The 20121-nt window shown below is 66.6% G+C and carries 18 protein-coding genes; 9 read left to right on the forward strand and 9 right to left on the reverse strand.

Translation table 11 applies throughout. The features are described from left to right. Positions 1–17: 17 nt before the first annotated feature. Entirely contained in the window at positions 18–1385 is a 1368-nt protein-coding gene (locus ABDC78_RS17695) for a hemolysin family protein (RefSeq protein ID WP_178359854.1), read from the forward strand. Continuing rightward, positions 1378–2376, forward strand: a complete 999-nt coding sequence (locus ABDC78_RS17700) for a hemolysin family protein (RefSeq protein ID WP_178359853.1) — start codon at positions 1378–1380, stop codon at positions 2374–2376. Before ABDC78_RS17695 ends, ABDC78_RS17700 begins: the two co-directional genes overlap by 8 nt. Positions 2377–2385: 9 nt before the next feature. Here the strand turns inward: ABDC78_RS17700 and ABDC78_RS17705 are convergent, their stop codons facing one another. From ABDC78_RS17705 to ABDC78_RS17725, 5 genes are all read right to left on the reverse strand, one after another. After that, positions 2386–3441 carry a TOBE-like domain-containing protein gene (locus ABDC78_RS17705; RefSeq protein WP_178359852.1) on the reverse strand — a complete coding sequence of 352 codons (1056 nt, stop codon included), beginning with the start codon at positions 3439–3441 and terminating at the stop codon, positions 2386–2388. A gap of 18 nt (positions 3442–3459) precedes the next feature. Next, entirely contained in the window at positions 3460–4278 is an 819-nt protein-coding gene (gene cysW / locus ABDC78_RS17710) for a sulfate ABC transporter permease subunit CysW (protein WP_178359851.1), read from the reverse strand. 7 nt (positions 4279–4285) lie between these two features. Beyond that, positions 4286–5146 carry a sulfate ABC transporter permease subunit CysT gene (gene cysT, locus ABDC78_RS17715; RefSeq protein WP_178359850.1) on the reverse strand — a complete coding sequence of 287 codons (861 nt, stop codon included), beginning with the start codon at positions 5144–5146 and terminating at the stop codon, positions 4286–4288. Continuing rightward, positions 5143–6165 (reverse strand): sulfate ABC transporter substrate-binding protein, encoded by a 1023-nt coding sequence (locus ABDC78_RS17720; protein ID WP_178359849.1) that lies wholly within the window; start codon positions 6163–6165, stop codon positions 5143–5145. The genes cysT and ABDC78_RS17720 overlap by 4 nt, the downstream gene beginning before the upstream one ends. Positions 6166–6534: 369 nt before the next feature. Beyond that, a complete protein-coding gene (locus tag ABDC78_RS17725; protein WP_178359848.1) occupies positions 6535–6741 on the reverse strand; it encodes a hypothetical protein in 207 nt (68 codons plus the stop codon). Between the two features lie 85 nt (positions 6742–6826). Here ABDC78_RS17725 and ABDC78_RS17730 point away from each other — a divergent pair, with 85 nt between their 5' ends. Beyond that, positions 6827–8830 (forward strand): glycoside hydrolase family 15 protein, encoded by a 2004-nt coding sequence (locus ABDC78_RS17730; RefSeq protein WP_178359847.1) that lies wholly within the window; start codon positions 6827–6829, stop codon positions 8828–8830. A gap of 6 nt (positions 8831–8836) precedes the next feature. Here the strand turns inward: ABDC78_RS17730 and ABDC78_RS17735 are convergent, their stop codons facing one another. Together ABDC78_RS17735 and ABDC78_RS17740 are read right to left on the reverse strand one after the other, a co-directional pair. After that, a complete protein-coding gene (locus ABDC78_RS17735) occupies positions 8837–9526 on the reverse strand; it encodes a sensor domain-containing protein (RefSeq protein WP_347133516.1) in 690 nt (229 codons plus the stop codon). A 68-nt stretch (positions 9527–9594) separates the two neighbouring features. Next, on the reverse strand, positions 9595–10335 hold the full coding sequence (locus ABDC78_RS17740; RefSeq protein ID WP_178359845.1) for a sensor domain-containing protein: 741 nt from the start codon (positions 10333–10335) through the stop codon (positions 9595–9597). Positions 10336–10664: 329 nt separating this feature from the next. Between ABDC78_RS17740 and ABDC78_RS17745 the strand changes: the two genes are divergently transcribed. Genes ABDC78_RS17745 through ABDC78_RS17770 form a run of 6 tightly spaced genes read left to right on the forward strand, consistent with a single transcriptional unit; the run spans position 10665 to position 17385 of the window. Continuing rightward, positions 10665–11405, forward strand: coding sequence for a GntR family transcriptional regulator (locus ABDC78_RS17745; RefSeq protein WP_178359844.1), 741 nt, complete (start codon positions 10665–10667; stop codon positions 11403–11405). Then, the gene (locus ABDC78_RS17750; protein WP_178359843.1) at positions 11405–11632 is read left to right on the forward strand and encodes a ferredoxin family protein; all 228 of its coding nucleotides are present in this window, start codon (positions 11405–11407) and stop codon (positions 11630–11632) included. The genes ABDC78_RS17745 and ABDC78_RS17750 overlap by 1 nt, the downstream gene beginning before the upstream one ends. A 20-nt stretch (positions 11633–11652) precedes the next feature. Next, positions 11653–13074: an ABC transporter substrate-binding protein gene (locus ABDC78_RS17755; RefSeq protein ID WP_178359842.1), complete on the forward strand. Its 1422-nt coding sequence runs from the start codon at positions 11653–11655 to the stop codon at positions 13072–13074. Next, the gene (locus tag ABDC78_RS17760; protein WP_178359841.1) at positions 13071–13934 is read left to right on the forward strand and encodes an ABC transporter permease; all 864 of its coding nucleotides are present in this window, start codon (positions 13071–13073) and stop codon (positions 13932–13934) included. Before ABDC78_RS17755 ends, ABDC78_RS17760 begins: the two co-directional genes overlap by 4 nt. A gap of 11 nt (positions 13935–13945) precedes the next feature. Further along, entirely contained in the window at positions 13946–14680 is a 735-nt protein-coding gene (locus ABDC78_RS17765; protein WP_178360294.1) for an ABC transporter ATP-binding protein, read from the forward strand. After that, positions 14680–17385, forward strand: a complete 2706-nt coding sequence (locus tag ABDC78_RS17770; protein ID WP_178359840.1) for a fumarate reductase/succinate dehydrogenase flavoprotein subunit — start codon at positions 14680–14682, stop codon at positions 17383–17385. The genes ABDC78_RS17765 and ABDC78_RS17770 overlap by 1 nt, the downstream gene beginning before the upstream one ends. A gap of 37 nt (positions 17386–17422) precedes the next feature. Here ABDC78_RS17770 and ABDC78_RS17775 read toward each other — a convergent pair whose 3' ends face one another. Both ABDC78_RS17775 and lepA read right to left on the reverse strand, forming a co-directional pair. Next, positions 17423–18112 (reverse strand): sensor domain-containing protein, encoded by a 690-nt coding sequence (locus ABDC78_RS17775; protein ID WP_178359839.1) that lies wholly within the window; start codon positions 18110–18112, stop codon positions 17423–17425. Between the two features lie 64 nt (positions 18113–18176). Beyond that, complete coding sequence (lepA, locus tag ABDC78_RS17780; RefSeq protein ID WP_178359838.1) at positions 18177–20084, reverse strand: translation elongation factor 4; 1908 nt, start codon at positions 20082–20084, stop codon at positions 18177–18179. Positions 20085–20121: the final 37 nt, after the last annotated feature.

The raw sequence follows: 20121 nt of genomic DNA on the forward strand, positions 1-20121 counted from the left end.
TTACCCACGGCGGTCTCATGCTGACCGCCGCCCTCGGGATACTTGTCGGATTTGTTGTCGTTCTGGCGATCACCGCGCTGACCGGATATTTCGTCGCGCAGGAATTCGCGTACATGGCCGTGGACCGGTCCCGGCTGAAAGCACTTGCCGAGGCGGGTGACGCCCCGGCCGCCCGCGCCCTGACGGTCACCCGTCGCACGTCGTTCATGCTCTCGGGGGCGCAACTCGGCATCACGGTCACCGGCCTGCTGGTCGGTTACGTGGCCGAACCGCTGATCGGGCAGGGCCTGCAGGTGCTGCTCGGCGGCGCAGGCATTCCGACCGCGGTCGCGGTGGCGTTCGGTGGTGTGGCCGCGATCGTCGTGTCCACGATCGTGCAGATGCTCTTCGGTGAACTGTTCCCGAAGAACCTGGCGATCGCCCGTCCCGAACCGCTGGCCCGCTGGCTGGCGTTCTCGACGACGCTCTACCTCAAACTGTTCGGCTGGCTGATCTGGCTTTTTGATCAATCCTCCAACCTGCTGCTGCGGGTCCTGCGGATCGAGCCGGTGCACGACGTCGAGCATTCCGCGACCCCGCGGGACCTCGAGCACATCGTCGCGGCCTCCCGCGAGGCCGGCGACATCCCGCAGGAACTCTCGGCGCTGCTCGACCGGATCCTGGACTTCCCCACCAGCAACGCCGAGCACGCGATGATCCCGCGCTCCCGGGTCGATGTCCTCACCGCCGACGCGACCGTGGCCGACGTGCTGGACCGGATGGCCGTGGGCCACACCCGATACCCGGTCACCGGCCCGGATCACGACGAGATCGTCGGTGTCATCCATCTGCACGATCTGTTGGGTTCGGTGCCTTCGACCGACACCGCCGCGACGCGCTGCCGTCCCGCGGTGGTCGTGCCGGAGACCCTGCCTCTTCCGAACGTCGTGAAGACCCTCGCGGACGCGGACGAGGAGATGGCGATCGTCATCGACGAGTACGGCGGCTTCGCAGGAATCGTGACGATCGAGGATCTGGCCGAGGAGGTCGTCGGTGAGATCGACGACGAGCACGACGCCGAGCACGAGGACGATGTCGTGCCCGACGGTGCGGGCTGGTTGCTCGCGGGCGACCTGCCCCTCGACGAGGCCGAACGCACTCTCGACCTGACCCTGCCGCCCGGTGACTACGAGACGGTGGCCGGAATGATCATCGCCCACGGCGTCGGACTGCCCGAGGTCGGCGACACCGTGGAGATCGAACTCCCCTCCGACGTCGCCGATCTGGTCGCGGACGAACCGGCGCCGACGCGCCGGTTGATCGTGCAGGTGCGCTCGGTCGAGCGTCGCGTCCCGGCATCGGTGTTCGTCACCGTCGAGGTCGAGGAGGGCAGCGACGATGAATAGCCCCTGGACGATCTTGTTGATCACCACGGTGCTCATCGGCTCGAGCGCGTTCTTCGTCGCCGTCGAGTTCGCGCTGATCGCAGCGCGACGCAGCCGCCTGGAGGACGCCGCGGCCACCAGCGCTTCCGCCCGGGCGGCGTTGCGCAGCGCGAGCGAATTGTCGCTGCTGTTGGCCGGAGCGCAGCTGGGCATCACCGCGTGCACGCTGCTTCTCGGTGCGATCACCAAACCCGCGGTGCACTACGCCATCACACCGTGGCTGGGCGGTCTGGGCGCCCCGTCCTGGGCGGCCGACGTCGGCGGCTTCATGCTCGCGCTGATGATCGTCACGTTCCTGCACCTGGTGATCGGTGAGATGGCCCCCAAGTCGTGGGCGATCGCCCACCCGGAACGCTCGGCGACGATGCTGGCACTGCCGATGCGGGCGTTCATGTTCCTCACCCGGCCGCTGTTGCGTGCGCTCAACCACGCCGCCAACTGGTGCCTGCGCCAGGTCGGGGTGACTCCGGTGGACGAACTGGCCGACAGCCAGGACCCGGACACGCTGCGTCAGCTCGTGGAGCATTCGGCCACGGTCGGCACGCTCGACGAGCGCTACCACGCCAATCTGACCAGTGCGCTGGAACTGGAGGCGCTCACCGTCGGACAGCTCGCCCAGCGCGCCGCGGAGTACAGCTCCGTCGACGTCGAAGCGACACCGGCAGAGATTCAGGAGACCTCCGAGAGCACCGGCCACCTCCGGCTGCTGGTCCGTGACGGGCAGTCCGACGTGGGTGTCGTGCATGTCCGGGACAGTCTGTCGGCGTCGGGCACGGCGCGCGAGCTGATGCGCCCGGTGCTGACCCTGCCCGAGGACACCCCGGTCTACGAGGCGCTGCGGCTGATGCGGGAGACGCGCAATCACCTGATCGTGGTCGACGGACCGTCGGGCCGCGGACTGTTGACGTTGACCGACCTGCTGCACCGGCTCCTGCCCGCGCCGGCCGCCTGACGCCGGACGTCAGGACAGTGCGGGCGCCTCTGCAGCGCTGTCGGATGCGCTCTGCGTGGCGTCCTTCGGCAACGAAGGCACGCGGGTGGCCCGCACGTACACCGTGTCACCTTCCTTCAGGCCGAGGGCCTCGGCGTCACCGCGAGTGATCTGTGCCGCAAACGGCGTCTGGGTCGCCGCGTTGATGAGTTCCACCCGAACCTCGAAGCCCAGCACCACGATTCGGTCGATCGTCGCCCTCGTCACGCCGGTGGCCTGAACTGAGGCGTCGGTCGAGGCGATGGCCATCTCGGGGTTGCGACCCACCCGGATGTCGTGCGGGCGCACCAGTACCCCGTTGAGCGACGACACGTGCCCGAGGAAGGACATGACAAACGCGTTCGCCGGTGCGTCGTATACCTCGCTGGGCGAACCGACCTGCTCGATCCGTCCCTTGTTCAGGACGGCGATGCGGTCGGACACGTCGAGCGCTTCGGACTGATCGTGGGTGACCAGAACCGTTGTGACGTGAACCTCGTCGTGCAACCGGCGCAGCCACGCCCGCAGATCCTCACGGACCTTGGCATCCAGGGCGCCAAAAGGCTCGTCGAGCAACAGGACTTCCGGGTCCACGGCCAGCGCCCGCGCCAGCGCCATCCGCTGCCGCTGCCCGCCGGAGAGCTGATTCGGGTACCGGGTCTGAAAGCCCGCCAGCCCCACCACTTCCAGCAGGTCGTCGACCCTCCTCTTGATCTCGGGCTTCGGCTTCTTCCTGATCTTGAGACCGAATGCGACATTGTCACGAACCGTGAGGTGCTTGAAGGCGGCGTAGTGCTGGAACACGAAACCGATTCCGCGGCGCTGGGGCGGGATGTGCGTGACGTCGCGGCCGTTGATCACGACGGTTCCCGTGTCGGGGTTGTCGAGACCGGCGATCGCGCGGAGCAACGTCGACTTGCCCGAACCGCTGGGACCCAACAGCGACGTCAGCGAGCCTTTCGGCACCGTGAAGTCGACGTTGTCCAGTGCCGCGAAATCGCCGAAGTGTTTGTTCGCGCCCTTCACCTCGATCGCGTTCTCGGTCATGAAATCGCTTCTCCTTGGTCAGTCTTCGGTTCTGAGGCGCTTGCGTTGGGCATCGAAGACGATTTGAGCGATCAGGACTGTGATCGCGACGGCCATCAGAACCGTCGACACCGTGTAGGCACCGTACACATCGCCGCGGGTGTAGCGGTCGTGCACCAGCAGGGTCATCGTCTGCGACTGTCCCGGCAGATTCGACGACACCACCAGGACCGCGCCGAACTCACCGAGTGTCCGGGCGACGGTGAGCACCACCCCGTAGGTGAGGCCCCACCGGATGGACGGGAGCGTGATACGCCAGAACGTCTGCCACGCATTGGCGCCCAGAGTGGACGATGCTTCCTCTTGGTCTGTGCCGATCTCGTGGAGCACCGGCTCCACTTCCCGGATCACAAAGGGCAGCGTGACGAAGATGCTGGCCAGAACGATGCCCGGGAACCCGAAGATGATCGTCAGGCCCAGATCGTTCTGCACGAACCCGAACAGACCTGCGGTGCCCCACAGCGCGATCAGGGCCACACCGACAACCACCGGCGACACCGCGAACGGCAGGTCGATCGCGGCCTGCAGCGCGTTCTTTCCGCGAAAGTTCCTGCGCGCCAGCACCAGAGCGGTGGAGACACCGAACACCACGTTCAGTGGCACCACGATGGCCACCACCAGCAACGACAGCTGCAGGGCGGACTGGGCGGCCGGGGTGGTGATCGACGCCCAGAACGCACCCAACCCCGGTGCGAACGTCTGCCACAGGATCGCACCGAGCGGGATGATGAGCAGCGCGACGATGTACAACGACGCAACGATCCGCAGGATCAGACGAGTCGGCAGGCTCAGGGTCATTGCGCGGTCATCGCGCTGCTGCCTCCCGTTTGGCGGCTCTGGCCCCGAAGTAGCGCAGCACGAACAGCACGACGAACGAGATCAGAAGCAACACAATGGAAATTGCCGCCGCTCCGGCAGGGTCATCGTTCTCGATGAGAGTTCTGATCCACTGCGAGGAGACCTCGGTCTCCCCCGGGATGGCGCCGCCGATCAGCACGATCGATCCGAACTCTCCGATCGCCCGCGAGAACGCCAGGCCCGCACCCGACAGCAGTGCCGGCGCCAGTGCGGGCAGAACGACCTGGAGAAAGATCGTGAGATTGTTGGCGCCCAGCGATGCCGCGGCCTCCTCCACGTCCCTGTCCAGTTCGAGCAGCACGGGCTGAACCGCCCGGACGACAAAGGGCAGTGTGACGAACGCCAATGCGACCCCGACCCCCAGCGCCGTGTACTCGATGCTGATACCCACTGGACTCGACGGGCCGTAGAGAGCGAGCAGCACCAGGCTGGCGACAATCGTGGGCAGCGCGAACGGCAGGTCGATGATTGCGTCGAGGACCCGCTTCAGAGGAAAGTCATCCCGCACCAGCACCCACGCGATGAGTAACCCGAACACCAGGTTCAGCACCGTCACGATGATGGAGATCGTCAACGTGACCCTGAAGGAAGCGATCGCCGACGGTGAGGTCACCGCGGTCACGAACGCGTCCCAACCACCTTTGGCCGATATCCACACGATGGCGGCCAACGGCAGCAGCACGATGATCGACAGCCACAGGACCGCGACACCCACCTGCACGGTCGCGCCATTGGGAGGCCGGGAACCCGGCGCATCCGTCGGTACGGGTCGACCGGCTTCGGGATCCGGTTCGATGACCGTGGTCATCCAGTGGCCTGCTTGTAGATCTTGGTGATCGTGCCGTTGTCCTTGTCGAACAGAGCGGTGTCGACTGCAGCCCAGCCGCCCAGGTCGTCGATCGTCCAGAGCTTCTCCGGCGCGGGGAACTTGTCGGCGAACTCGGCGAGCACCGCGGGGTCGACCGGCCGGAAGTTGGCCTCCGCCCACAGCTTCTGCGCTTCGGGCGTGAACTGGAAGTTCACGAACTCGGTGGCCTTGTCCCGGTGCCGGCTCGTGTTCACCACCGCTGTCGGATTCTCGATCTTGAAGGTCTGCGGCGGGTTCACGTATTCCAGATCAAAATTCAACGCCTCGTTCTCGTAGGCCAGCAGGACGTCGCCGCTTCCTTGCCGGAACACGTCGGTGGCCTCCCGCCCGGAGCCGGGGCGAAGCTTGACGTGATCGGTGACCAACCTGTTCACGAACTCGATGCCGGCTTCTGGATCCTGTCCCCCGTTGCTGGCGTAGGCGTAGGGCGCCAACAGATTCCACTTTGCCGCCCCCGAGCTCAGCGGGCTGGGGGTGATGACCTCGACGCCGGGCTGCAGCAGGTCGTCCCAGTCCCGGATGTTCTTCGGATTACCCTCGCGCACAGCAAAACTCACGACCGATCCGAACGCAATCCCCTTGGTGGCTCCGGCGTTCCAGCCCTCGTCGACCTTGCCTGCCTCGACGAGTCGGGTGATGTCGGGTTCGACCGAGAAGTTCACGATGTCGGCGGGCTTACCCGATTCCACACTGCGCGACTGGTCACCCGATGCTCCGTACGAACCCGTGACCTCCACGCCGGCACCCTCCTCGGTGGCGGCGAACGCCGGACCCACCTTGGCCCAGCCCGGCTCCGGTACCGCAAAGGCGACCAGCGTCAGCGTGGTCTCCGCATCAGACCCGCCGGTCTCGCCGACAACGTCGCTGGCACCGCCGGAGCAGCCTGCGAGCAGCGTCGCACTCAAAGCGATCGCACCGGCGGCGCGCCAGTGGCGTGATGTCGTCAGGACGTTCTTCATGGATGACCTTTCCGTACGGATTCTGGAGGATGGAACATCCGTTACGGAAGGGCGGGGCAACCGAAAAGCCCACTGGAGGCAGCCAGACCACAGTTGTCCCCGACACCAGACCGCGAACGGATCAGGAGTCAGCGACAACAGCAGACGTGAACGACGGCAGCGACGACGCGAGAACCCACGGCAATGAGGGCCACGATGTGGCCGCTCTTGTTGCCGGTCGCCGTTTGCATGGCGGGAAGCGTAACAGAGTTGCTGAGGACGGGCTGTACGCGGCTTGCCGGCCGTCTCAACGGGTGAACAGCCACATGACGATGACCAGCACGATCAGGGCGACCAGCACCAACGTCACCCGCGAGCGAGGCAAACCGCTCATCCGTCGCCTCCTTCGCCATCACCGTGGGTACGCCGGATTCGCTGGCGCAGCCGTATCCCGTTGCCCAATGCGCCGTCCAGCAGCACCGCAGTTCCGTACGCCAGAGCGAGCACCACCGGCATCACCACCAGGGTCTGGACGACGAACGGCAGCCCGGTCAGCCAGAGCTCGACCCCGTCCCACCAATTGAGGAAGCTGCCCACCCGGCCAGACTAGGCGTCTGGCAACTGCTCGCCACATCGGGTGTTCCGGTAGACGACGAGGTGCCCGGCAGTTGATGATGGGCCGATGGTTCTGCAGCACACCGATGCCTCCGATGGTGCGTCTCTCGACACCGAGGCGACCTTCGCCGTGGTTTCCCCCCCGCCGTCCTACTCGGGCGGGTCGCTGCGCAACCCGTTCCCGCCGATCGCGGACTACGCCTTCCTGTCCGACTGCGAGACCACGTGCCTGATCTCCTCGGCCGGCTCGGTCGAATGGATGTGTGTGCCGCGACCCGACTCGCCCAGCGTGTTCGGGGCGATCCTGGACCGGGGTGCAGGCCACTTCCGGCTGGGCCCCTACGGGGTGTCGGTGCCCGCAGCGCGCCGCTACCTGCCGGGGAGCCTGATCCTGGAGACCACCTGGCAGACGCACACCGGCTGGTTGATCGTGCGTGACGCGCTGGTGATGGGTCCGTGGCACGACCTCGAGGCCAGGTCGCGCACCCACCGCCGCACACCGATGGACTGGGACGCCGAGCACATTCTGCTGCGCACGGTGAGGTGTGTGAGCGGCACCGTCGAACTGGTGATGAACTGCGAGCCGTCGTTCGACTACCACCGCAACAGCGCCGGCTGGGAGTACTCCGCGCAGGCGTACGGCGAGGCGATCGCACGGGCGAGCAAGAACCCGGATTCGCATCCGACCCTGCGGCTGACCACCAACCTGCGCATCGGACTGGAGGGCCGCGAGGCGCGGGCGCGGACACGGCTGAGCGAGGGCGACAACGTGTTCGTCGCGCTGAGCTGGTCCGGGCATCCCGCTCCGCAGACCTATGAAGAAGCCGCCGACAAGATGTGGAAGACCAGCGAGTCCTGGCGCCAGTGGATCAACGTCGGCGACTTCCCCGACCACCCGTGGCGGGCCTATCTGCAGCGCAGTGCGCTGACACTGAAGGGTCTGACCTACTCGCCGACGGGTGCGCTGCTGGCCGCGCCCACCACGTCGCTGCCGGAAACGCCTCAGGGCGAACGCAACTGGGACTACCGCTACGCCTGGGTGCGCGATTCCACCTTCGCGCTGTGGGGCCTCTACACCCTCGGCCTGGACCGTGAGGCCGATGACTTCTTCGCCTTCATCGCCGACGTCTCCGGGGCCAACAACGGCGAGCGGCACCCGCTGCAGGTGATGTACGGGGTCGGCGGCGAACGCAGCCTCGTCGAAGAGGAACTCGACCACCTCTCCGGCTACGACAACGCCCGCCCGGTGCGCATCGGCAACGGTGCCTACAACCAGATGCAGCACGACATCTGGGGCACCATGCTCGACTCGGTGTACCTGCACACCAAGTCCCGCGAACAGATCCCCGAAACACTGTGGCCGGTGCTGAAGGAACAGGTCGAGGAGGCGATCAAACACTGGCGCGAACCCGACCGCGGCATATGGGAGGTCCGCGGCGAACCGCAGCACTTCACCTCCAGCAAGATCATGTGCTGGGTGGCACTCGACCGCGGCGCCAAACTCGCCGAACTGGAAGGTGAGAAGTCCTACGCCCAGCAGTGGCGCCAGACCGCCGAGACGATCAAAGCCGACATCCTCGAACACGGCGTCGATTCCCGAGGGGTGCTCACCCAGCGCTACGGCGACGACGCACTGGACGCCTCACTGCTGCTGGCGGTGCTGACCCGCTTCCTGCCATCCGACGACCCCCGGATCCGCGCCACTGTGCTCGCCATCGCGGACGAACTCACCGAGGAAGGCCTGGTGCTGCGCTACCGCGTCGAGGAGACCGACGACGGCCTCTCCGGTGAGGAGGGCACCTTCACCATCTGCTCGTTCTGGCTGGTGTCGGCGCTGGTCGAGATCGGCGAGTTCCACCGCGCGAAGCACCTGTGCGAGCGGCTGCTGTCCTTCGCCAGCCCGCTGCACCTCTACGCCGAGGAGATCGAACCCCGCACCGGCCGGCACCTGGGCAACTTCCCGCAGGCGTTCACCCACCTGGCACTGATCAACGCCGTCGTGCACGTCATCCGGGCCGAGGAGGAAGCCGATACCTCCGGCAACTTCCAACCCGCCAATGCACCGATGTAGCGCCGGTCATCCCGCCGCGGCGTTGTCGACCATCGCGGTCGCGATCTCGGCGGCCTCGTCGGTGATGCTGTAGCCGCACGCCCAGGCCTCCACCGTCACATTGGAGACCAGCGACAGCGCGTGCTGGCAGGCCCAGCCGTCGGCGCCCTCCTGACTGGCCATCTGGGTGATCATGGAGTCGCCGACCTCGACACCCTCGAGCGCCCAGAGGTAGTCGCCGTCACCCACCGCGATGGCGCTGTCGGCGCAGTCCTGCCACGTCGACGTCGAGGTGTCGAAGAAGTCCTGGGCATTGGAGGCGGCCGGATACAACACCGCCGTCTGTTCGACCCAGTGATCGTTGTCCTCGCCGGGCTCACGCGCCACCTGATCGCGGACCGCTGTCCAGTCCGTGCCCGCGTACACCGGTTCCTCGGCTCCGTAGACGGCGCCGAGACAGTCCGGGTCGGACACGTCCGCCGAATGGTCGGTCATCTCGTCGAGTTCACTGGTGACCTTCATCTGGGTCGAGCCGACGATGCCGTTGAGCTCACCGATGGTGATCAGGACCTCGTCGAGGTCGGCCTCCTCGAGGGGCGGCACGTTCAGCGGACCTGATCCCTGGCCGCGAACCGCCGTGCCCTCCACCGTGGTGGCACATCCGGACAGCAACGCCGCCGCCGCGATCAACGCGCCGAGAGCACGGCCCCACCGGATCGGGTGGATGGAGTTCGCGGCGCCGGTCACCAAGGCATTGTCTCTCACAGCTGCCGTTCAGGACACCGTCAGCGCTGCGCGGCGACCTTGTCGAGAATGAGCTCGGCGACGCCGGTAGCCGGGTTGGGGCCGCCTGCCGCGCGGGGGTCGGTCACCTCGACGTCCACGATGCAATCACCCACCACCCCGAGTGCGCGCGAAGCGCTCGCCGCGCCGGTGGCTCCGGATGCGCGCAGCACCGTCGCGGAGACCACCCGCTCGTCGAAACCGACGTCGACGATCCTGCTCAGCCCCTCGGCGCCCTGACCGGGTTGCTGCAGCGCCAGGGTCTGGCCGTTGCAGCGCCGCCACTTGTCTGTGATGGTCGCGAAGAACTCCTGCGCGTCGGCGGCACTCGCCATCTGCACCACTCCGAAGAAACCCGCGACCGGTGGACCGTCGAAACCACCGCCCGCCCACGACGTGCTGGCCACCGATTGCACCGGGCCGCCGTCGTAGACGATCTTCTCGAGCCGGTAGGCGGTGCTGACACAGTCCGCCGGCGTCGCCTGAGCCTCGCCGACACTGCGCAGCAACATGTCGTCGCCACCCTCGACCAGTTGCCCCATGAAGCCGTCGGGCCCGGTTCCCAGCGTTGTCGACAACTCCTGTGCGCTCGGCAGGAATCCTCCGAGCGGAATCGCTGCCACGGGTTGTGCAGCCTGCTCGATGCGGACGACGGGCCGGTCGTCGACCGGCGCGCCCGAGCAGCCTGCCAGCGCGAGGCCGCCGACCGCAGCGGCGACCCGCGCCGCGAGGGTCCTCGTCATTGCCGCCTCTTCCGCCGAACGTGTCACTTCCGTAACACGTAAGCACGTTGCGGCCCGATGCGCGACCGCTTCGGTGAACCGAGACCGCGTGAAGCGACTTCGACTCACCACGATTCGAACGGCTGCGCTGCCCGCTGCACTGGCGCAATGGCGGCTACCACGCCGATCCACGCAGGTCCGCAACCGGTGTAGGTGGCGCAATGACTCGCTGGGCATGCCGCTCGACAGTGGCGTCGTTCGTCGCAACGGCCTTCGGGACTTAGCGTCCTCAGCAGCTGAATCGGGCTCTTTCGAAGCCCAGAAACTCACGACGGAACGAGGTGAGACTGATGGCGGATCCGGCGCCGACACCGTTGCGCAGGCCGAGGGCCGACCAGGCCCGTTTGGTCGCCGACGTCGTCCGCCATCAGATCCACGCCGGTGGCTACCCGAACGGGTTGCCTGCCGAGTCGGAACTCGCGGCGGAGTTCCTGGTCTCACGCAACGCGGTGCGGGAAGCTCTTGCGGTCCTCAAAGCCGAGGGACTCATCGACCGCGATCCCAAGGTCGGTACCCACGTCGCCATCCGCAAGTACAACCACGGACTGGACTCACTCGTCGGCTTGAAGGAGACCTTCAAGGGCTACGGCGAGATCCGCAACGACGTGCGCGCCGCCATGACGGTCGCGGCCCCGCCGTCGGTGGCCAACAAGCTCGAGTTGAGCCCGGGAGAGCCGGTCGTGTTCATCGAGCGCCTGCGCTACCTCGGCGACCTCCCGCTGAGCCTCGACATGACCTACCTGGCACGCGACGTCGGCGAGGAAGTCCTCGAGCACTCGCTCGAGAGCAATGATGTCTTCGCTCTGATCGAGCTCGTCACTGGCCGGCGGCTGGGCACCGCCGGTCTGGCCGTGGAAGCGGTTTCCGCCGACCCACACTCCGCGGCGATCCTCCAGGTGCCCGACTCGGCCTCGCTGCTCCTACTCGAACGGCTGACGCACCTCGATGACGGCCGACCCGTCGATCTCGAATACATCCGGATGCGCGGTGACCGAATCACTCTGCGCGGCAACTTGATAAGGGGACAGTGATGGCACAGGTAAACCAGCGTGTCGACGTACCGGTGACCATCGACGAATCGCTGTGCATCGAGGGCTGCACCCTCTGTGTCGAGATCTGCCCATTGGATTCATTGGCCATCAACCCTGACGACGGCAAGGCCTTCATGCATGTCGACGAGTGCTGGTACTGCGGCCCCTGCGCCGCCCGCTGTCCCACCGGCGCAGTCACCGTCAACATGCCCTACCTGATCCGTTGATTCGAAAGGCCGAGAAGTTCGTGAAACGCACATTTGCCGCCCTGTTGTCGGCCGCCACCGTGGCTTCGCTGGCCGCGTGCTCGCTCGACTCCCAGAGCCAATCCGACGACACCGTCAGGGTGGTCATCGGATATCAGTCCAAGACGATCAACACCGTCACCGCCGGCACCCTGTTGAGGGCCAAAGGTTTTCTGGAGCAACGACTGGCCGATCTCACGAATACCACCGACGTCGAGTACAACGTCGAGTGGCAGGACTATGACACCGGTGCACCCATCACCGCGCAGATGGTCGCCGAGAAGATCGACATCGGCTCGATGGGCGACTACCCGTTGCTGATCAACGGCTCCAAGACCCAGGCCAATGAACGCGCCCGCACCGAACTGGTCTCGGTCACCGGGTACAGCCCGACCGGCTCGCTCAACATGGTCGTTGTTCCGCCGGCATCACCGGCAACCACCCTTGATGACCTCAGGGGTCAGAAGGTCTCGGCCAGTGTGGGATCCGCCGGTCACGGCTATCTGGTGCAGGCGCTCACGCAAGACGGGATCGACCCGAACACCGGTGTCGAGGTACTCAACCAGCAGCCACAGGTTGGGGCGTCGGCGCTGGAGTCGGGCCAGGTGCAGGCGCTGTCCCAGTTCGTCGCCTGGCCCGGGCTCCTGGTGTTTCAGGACAAGGCCAAGCTTCTCTACGACGGCGGCGAATTGAACGTGCCGACCTTCCACGGCGTCGTTGTCCGCACTGATTACGCCAACCGGCACCCTGAGGTGCTCGATGCGTTCCTGCAGGCTCAACTCGACGCCACCGACTTCCTCAACGACAACCCACTGGAGGCTGCCGAGATCGTCGCGGACTCCAGCGGACTGCCCCAGGAGGTCGTCTACCTCTACAACGGTCCGGGTGGCACCTCGTTCGATCCCACGCTCAAGCCACTGCTGGTCGATGCCCTCAGAGGCGACGTCGACTACCTCAAGTCGATCGGCGACTTCGCCGAGCTGGACATCGACGGCTTTGCTTCAGATGCCCCGCTGCGCAAAGCTTTCGACGAAAGGGGACTGGAATACGACACCACGCTCGACACGGTCGTCAACCCGTTGGCCGTCACCGGCGACGATCCCGTCTGCGGCGTCGCGGTCACTGACCCGAGGCTCGCCGGCGAACTCTGGATCGACGGACGAGACAGCACCCAGTCCGCCGCGAACCCGGGCTGCCTGCTGCGCGCGATCCGCGAAGCCTCGACCAACGGTGAACAGATCCGCGCCGCATACGTCCCGGACACCGAGTTCGGCACCCGGTGGTTCGCCGACAAGTCTGTGTGGGTGAGCAACGGCGCCGACCTCCTGCCGTTCGCCACCGCGGCCGGCGCCGAACGCTACATCGCCGCACACCCGGGGTCGACCGAGGTCGACTACCAGGAGGCGCTGGCGGGCGCGGTATGAGCACCCCACCTTCGGTCCTCGCGCCCGACGTACCGGTTGTCGCCACGCCCCCCGGCACACCGGCGAAGACCGCGCGGACCAGTCCTTGGCGGTCGTGCCTCGTGCGCATCGGGTCCGTTGCGGCGGCGATCACGCTGTGGCAGATTCTGACAGCCAACGACGTTCGGCTCTGGCTGCGGTTCGACACCCTGCCCACCGTCACCGAAATCGTCGCCGCGTTCGCGGGTCGTGTCGGTACCCCCGAGTACTGGCTCGACCTCGGTCAGTCGCTGATCCGGATCCTCACCGGATTCGCACTCGCCGCGATCGCGGGTGTGATCACCGGGATCCTGCTCGGTCGCTCGACCAAGTTCGCCAACGTCTTCGGCCCACTCACCGAACTCGCGCGACCGATCCCTGCGATCGCGATCGTTCCCGTCGCGATCCTGCTGTTCCCCACCGATGAGGCCGGGATCGTGTTCATCACCTTCCTCGCCGCCTACTTCCCCATCATGGTCAGCACCCGCCACGCCGTGCGCGCGCTGCCCACGCTGTGGGAGGACTCAGTGCGCACTCTGGGTGGCAATCGCTGGGACGTCGTCGTGCGAGTCGTGTTACCCGGCATCCTGCCCGGCGTGTTCGGCGGGCTCTCCGTGGGTATCGGCGTCGCGTGGATCTGCGTCATCTCAGCCGAGATGATCTCCGGGCGACTCGGCGTCGGCTACCGCACGTGGCAGTCCTACACCGTGCTGGCCTACCCCGATGTGTTCGTCGGGATCATCACCATCGGCGTGCTCGGCTTCCTGACCTCTGCCGCCGTCGAACTCATCGGCCGCCGAGCCACTCGCTGGCTGCCCCGCGGAGAGGAGAACCGCCAGTGAACACCGCCGGGATGTCGTTGACACTGCGCGACCTTGTTCTGAGCTACGGCGGTGCCCCGGTGGTCGACGGACTCGACCTCGACGTCACACCTGGCGAGATCCTGGTGCTCACGGGGCCGTCGGGATGCGGCAAGTCCACGGTGCTGCGCGCGCTGGCAGGGCTGCTTGATCCCGACCGTGGCGAGATTCTCGCCGACGGATTGCGCGTCACCACCACCTCACGCAACCGTGCCATGGTGTTCCAGGACAACGCGTTACTGCCATGGCGCACCGTGCAATCCAACGTCGAGCTGGCACTCAAGCTCGCCGGCCGACCCCGGCAGAGCCGCCGCGAAGAGGCGATGAAATGGATTGCCGACGTCGGCCTGACCGGCTTCGAAAGCTATCTGCCGAAGAGCCTGTCCGGCGGTATGCGCCAACGCGTCCAGTTGGCTCGCGGCCTGGCGGGCGCGCCCCGTGCCGTGATGATGGACGAACCGTTCGGCGCACTGGACACCCAGACCCGGGCCACGATGCAGCGCCTGCTCATCGACACCTGGCGCGCCCATCCGACGACGGTGGTGTTCGTCACCCACGATGTCGACGAGGCGCTGCTCATCGGTGACCGCATTGCTGTGTTGGGTCGGGCGGGTCAACCCTTGCGGGCCTTGCTGGACGTACCGTCCCCCCGTGACCCCTCTGTGGTGCGAACAGCACTGCGCGCTGAAGCCATTGCCGCCCTCGATCATTCGGAGCTCGTGTCCTGATGCAGATCCCTCCCCTCGGCCCCGATATCGAAGATGCCGTCCGGCTCGACTGCGACGTCCTGGTCATCGGGGGCGGCACCGCGGGAACCATGGCCGCGCTGTCCGCTGCTGAGAGCGGCGCCCAGGTGCTGCTCCTGGAGAAGGCCCACGTCCGGCATTCAGGCGCACTGGCGATGGGCATGGACGGGGTGAACAACGCCGTCATCCCCGGCAAGGCCACTCCCGAGGACTACGTCGCCGAGATCACCCGCGCCAACGACGGAATCATCAACCAGCGCACCATCTATCAGACCGCGACTCGTGGCTTCGCCATGGTGCAGCGGCTGGAGCGTTACGGCGTCAAGTTCGAGAAGGACGAGCACGGCGAATACGCGGTGCGCCGTGTGCACCGCTCCGGCTCCTACGTGTTGCCGATGCCCGAGGGCAAGGACGTCAAGAAGGCGCTGTATCGCGTGCTGCGGCAGCGCTCGATGCGCGAGAAGATCCGCATCGAGAACCGGTTCGTGCCTGTCCGGGTGCTCACAGAAAATGGCCGCGCGGTAGGTGCGGCTGCGCTGAACAGCCGGACCGGTGAGTTCGTCGTCGTCGCCGCCAAGGCCGTCATCCTTGCCACCGGCCCCTGCGGACGGCTCGGCCTGCCCGCGTCGGGATACCTCTACGGAACCTATGAGAACCCGACCAACGCCGGCGACGGCTACTCGATGGCGTATCACGCCGGCGCTGAACTGTCGGGCATCGAGTGCTTCCAGATCAATCCACTGATCAAGGACTACAACGGGCCCGCGTGCGCGTACGTCGCCAACCCGTTCGGCGGTTATCAGGTCAACGCCAACGGTGAGCGCTTCGTCGACTCCGACTACTGGTCCGGGCAGATGATGGCCGAGGTGAAGAGTGAGATCGAATCCGCACGCGGACCCATCTATCTCAAGGTCAGTCACCTCCCCGACGAGACGCTGAGCACACTCGAGAGCATCCTGCACACCACCGAGCGACCCACCCGCGGCACGTTCCACGCCAACCGGGGCCATGACTACCGCACCCACGACATCGAGATGCACATCTCTGAGATCGGGCTGTGCGGAGGGCATTCCGCCTCCGGGGTCTGGGTCGACGAGAACGCCCGCACCACCGTCGACGGGTTGTACGCCGCGGGGGATCTGGCGTGTGTCCCGCACAACTACATGATCGGCGCGTTCGTCTACGGCGACCTCGCCGGTTCGCACGCCGCCTCCACGCTGGCTGACATCACAGCGCCGCAACACCTTCCGGATGACCAGATCGCAGAAGCACACGACTTGATCTACCGGCCGCTGCGCCACCCTGACGGCCCTCCGCAGCCGCAGGTCGAGTACAAGCTCCGCAGGTTCGTCAACGACTACGTCGCGCCGCCCAAGACCGCGGCCAAGCTGTCTCTGGCGGTGCAGACGTTCGAGCGGATGCGTGATGAGGTCGCCGGGATCGGCGCGACCACGCCGCACGAACTGCTCCGCGCGGTCGAGGTGTCGTTCATCCGCGACTGCGCCGAGATGGCCGCCCGCTCGTCGCTGACGCGCACCGAGTCACGCTGGGGCCTCTACCACGATCGCAGTGACATCCCTGAGCGCGACGACGCGACGTGGCGGTACCACCTCAATCTGCGCAAGACCGCCGACGGCGACATGGAGTTCCTCAAGCGGCCCGTCGCCCCGTACTTCGTTCCGGTACCCGGCCTCGACGACCTGCCCAGTGGCGAAACGGAACCCGTCGCGGTCGCCCAACCCGACCTGGTGGGTGGTCAGGCACCGGCCTCCGAAGCATCGCGTGTGATCGACGCCGTGAGCGTCCAGCCACCGTCTCCACGCATCGCCGCGGTGCTGGCGCTCGATGAACCGTCCGTCGACGATCTGGCGCCGTTTCTGCGCGACGACGATCCCGGGGTGCGTCGCACCGCCGTCGACGTGCTCACCGAGCACCTGTGCGAGGGGTACGCCGAGCCGCTCGTCGCGGCGCTCGAGGACCCCAACGCCGAGGTGCGCCGGGTGGCGGCCGACGGGATCCGCGAACTGGTCGAGGTGCTGCCCGCCCCGGAAGCCGTTCGGCCGCTGTCCAACTCGGCCGATCCCGTCGTCCGCGGCGCGGCGGCCTATGTGCTGAGCTCCCGCCGCGTCGGGGAACCCGCGCAGTACCGCCGTCTTGTCGCCGATTCCGACCACCGGGTGCGCATCGAGGCCGTCCGCGCCCTGGTGTCCGTCGACGACGCCGACGGGGTGGCCGCAGCGCACGCCGACGCCAACCGCGAGGTGCGCATCGCCGTCGCGAACGGCCTGGGCACACTCGGCGCCGGAGCGGCGACCGTGCGCCGCCTGATCGATGATGCCGATCCCCTGGTCCGCGCCGCCGCACTCGCGGCGATCGGCGCCATCGGATGGGTCGACGCCGACGTGTCGACCGTCGAGCAGGCCCTTGTCGCATCGGCCTGGCAGATCCGCCAGGGCGCGGCACGCGCTCTGGCGGGGGCGCCGTCGCCGTCGGCTGCGGTGCCACCGTTGTCGCGCGCCCTCTCCGACCCGCATCTCGACGTGCGCAAGGCGGCGGTGCTGAGCCTGACCCGCTGGGCGGACTCGGAAACCAGTGCCCGCGAAGCGCTCGCAGGCGCGCTCGACGACGGCGACGCTGACGTCCGCGCCTACGCCCGGAGAGCGCTGGAGAACGCTGCGGCGGGCTAGAAGTAACCGTTGACAGGCGGCGTGGTGCCGTCTTCTGCTATGGCTCGCCGACCCGGGCGACCATCCTGGTGACCATCTCGGTCGCATAGTCGCGTGGCTGCACACCACATACAAAAACTTCGACGATCACGTTCTTGACGGCGGCCATCGTGTGCTCGCACTTCGAGTCGCCGTCGACGATCGAGACACGTTGACCGATCATCGGTCCGTCGCGGATCACGTCCTGCAGTGCCAGCTCAATCAAGTCCTCACCGGTGTCGTAGAACAGCGTCGTCGCGGTGCAGTCGCGCCACGTCTGCGCCGACCGGTCGAGAAACCCTGTGGCTGCCTCGACTGAGGGCATCGTCACGACGGCCTGCTCGACGAAGAATCCGAAGTCGCTGTCGGCTTCTTCGGCCAGTCGGGAGTGCAGGCCGGTGTAGCGGGTCGGCGCGTATACGGGTTCCTCGGCGCTGAACACCGCCCCGATACAGTCCGGTTCGGAGATGTCAGCAGAGTCGTCGGTCATCTCGTAGAGATCCTCGAACACCGCGACCTCGGTGCTGCCCAGCACGTCGTTGAGTTCGGCTTCGTCGAGTAGGACGTCCTCGAGGTCGCTCTCTTGGAGCAGGGAGACCGGATCCGATTCCCCCTTGGCGCGCACCGCGGAACCGTCCACAGTGCTGACGCACCCGGACAGGGCGAGCGCTACGACCACAGTCGCGCTGAATCGCAGTGTCGGTGCCATGGTGATCACCACCCCGTTGTCAACGACCGGCACCACTGATTGTCGCCCCGCGACGACAGATGTGCTACTTCTTGCTCGCCTTGTCCGACGGCGCGTCGCTGGACAGCGCGGCGACGAAGGCCTCCTGCGGAACCTCGACCCGGCCGATGGTCTTCATCCGCTTCTTGCCCTCCTTCTGCTTCTCGAGCAGCTTGCGCTTGCGGGTGATGTCACCGCCGTAGCACTTGGAGAGCACGTCCTTGCGGATGGCCCGGATGTTCTCGCGCGCAATGATTCTCGAGCCGACCGCAGCCTGCACCGGCACCTCGAACTGCTGTCGCGGGATGAGCTCTTTGAGCTTGGAGGTCATCTTGTTGCCGTAGGCCGCCGCGGAGTCCTTGTGCACGATCGCACTGAACGCGTCGACTGCCTCGCCCTGCAGCAGGATGTCGACCTTGACGAGGTCGGCTTCGTGTTCGCCCGCCTCTTCGTAGTCCAGGCTGGCGTAACCCCGGGTGCGGGATTTCAGCGAGTCGAAGAAGTCGAAGATGATCTCGCCCAACGGCATCGTGTACCGCAGTTCGACACGCTCGGGTGACAGGTAGTCCATGCCGCCGAGTTCGCCGCGGCGCGACTGACACAGCTCCATGATGGTGCCGATGAACTCGCTGGGAGCGATGACCGTGGTCTTGACCACCGGCTCGTAGACGGACCGGACCTTGCCCTCCTGCCAGTCCGACGGGTTGGTCACGACGATCTCGGTTCCGTCGTCCTTGACCACCCGGTAGACCACGTTGGGCGCCGTCGAGATCAGATCCAGGTCGAACTCGCGTTCCAGGCGCTCGCGGGTGATCTCCATGTGCAGCAGACCGAGGAACCCGCACCGGAAGCCGAAGCCCAGCGCCACGGACGTCTCCGGCTCCCACGTCAGGGCGGCGTCGTTGAGCTGCAGCCGTTCCAGCGCATCGCGCAGGTTCGGGTAGTCGGAGCCATCGACCGGGTAGAGGCCCGAATAGACCATCGGCTTGGGTTCGCGGTAGCCGGTCAGCGCCTCGGTGGCGCCGTGCCGGGCCGTGGTGACGGTGTCGCCGACCTTCGACTGCCGGACGTCTTTCACCCCGGTGATCAGATAGCCCACCTCGCCGACCCCGAGGCCGGCGGTGGCTTTCGGTTCGGGGGAGACGATGCCGACTTCCAGCAGTTCGTGGGTGGTGCCGGTGGACATCATCTTGATCTTCTCGCGTGGGCTCAGCTTGCCGTCCACCACGCGGACGTAGGTCACGACGCCACGGTAGATGTCATAGACCGAGTCGAAGATCATCGCGCGGGCGGGCGCATCGGCGTCGCCGACCGGTGCCGGGATCAGCCGGACCACCTCGTCGAGCAACTCGGTGACGCCCTCGCCGGTCTTGCCGGACACCCTCAGGACGTCGGAGGGCTCACAGCCGATGATGTGCGCGATCTCACCGGCGTAACGGTCCGGGTCGGCGGCAGGAAGGTCGATCTTGTTGAGCACCGGGATGATCGTCAGCTCGCGGTCGAGCGCCAGGTACAGGTTCGCCAGCGTCTGCGCCTCGATGCCCTGGGCGGCGTCGACGAGCAGCACCGCGCCCTCGCACGCTTCCAACGCGCGGGACACCTCGTAGGTGAAGTCGACGTGGCCGGGGGTGTCGATCAGGTGAAGCACGAACTCTTCACCGTTCACCTGCCACGGCAACCGCACGTTCTGCGCCTTGATCGTGATGCCGCGCTCGCGCTCGATGTCCATCCGGTCCAGGTACTGCGCCCGCATGTCCCGGTCGGCGACGACGCCGGTGATGCCGAGCATCCGGTCGGCGAGCGTCGACTTGCCGTGGTCGATGTGAGCGATGATGCAGAAGTTCCGAATCTGCGCCGGCGCAGTGAAGGTCTTGTCGGCGAAGCTGCTGATGGGAATCTCCTGGTGAACGGGGTACGTCGGCCTGTGCAGGCCCGTCCAGAGTATCGACAGCACGCCCTCGCGACACAATCGAGCATTCCGCCGAGCGCTT

The sequence above is a fragment of the Mycobacterium sp. DL genome (genome assembly GCF_039729195.1).
GTDB lineage: Bacteria > Actinomycetota > Actinomycetes > Mycobacteriales > Mycobacteriaceae > Mycobacterium > Mycobacterium hippocampi_A.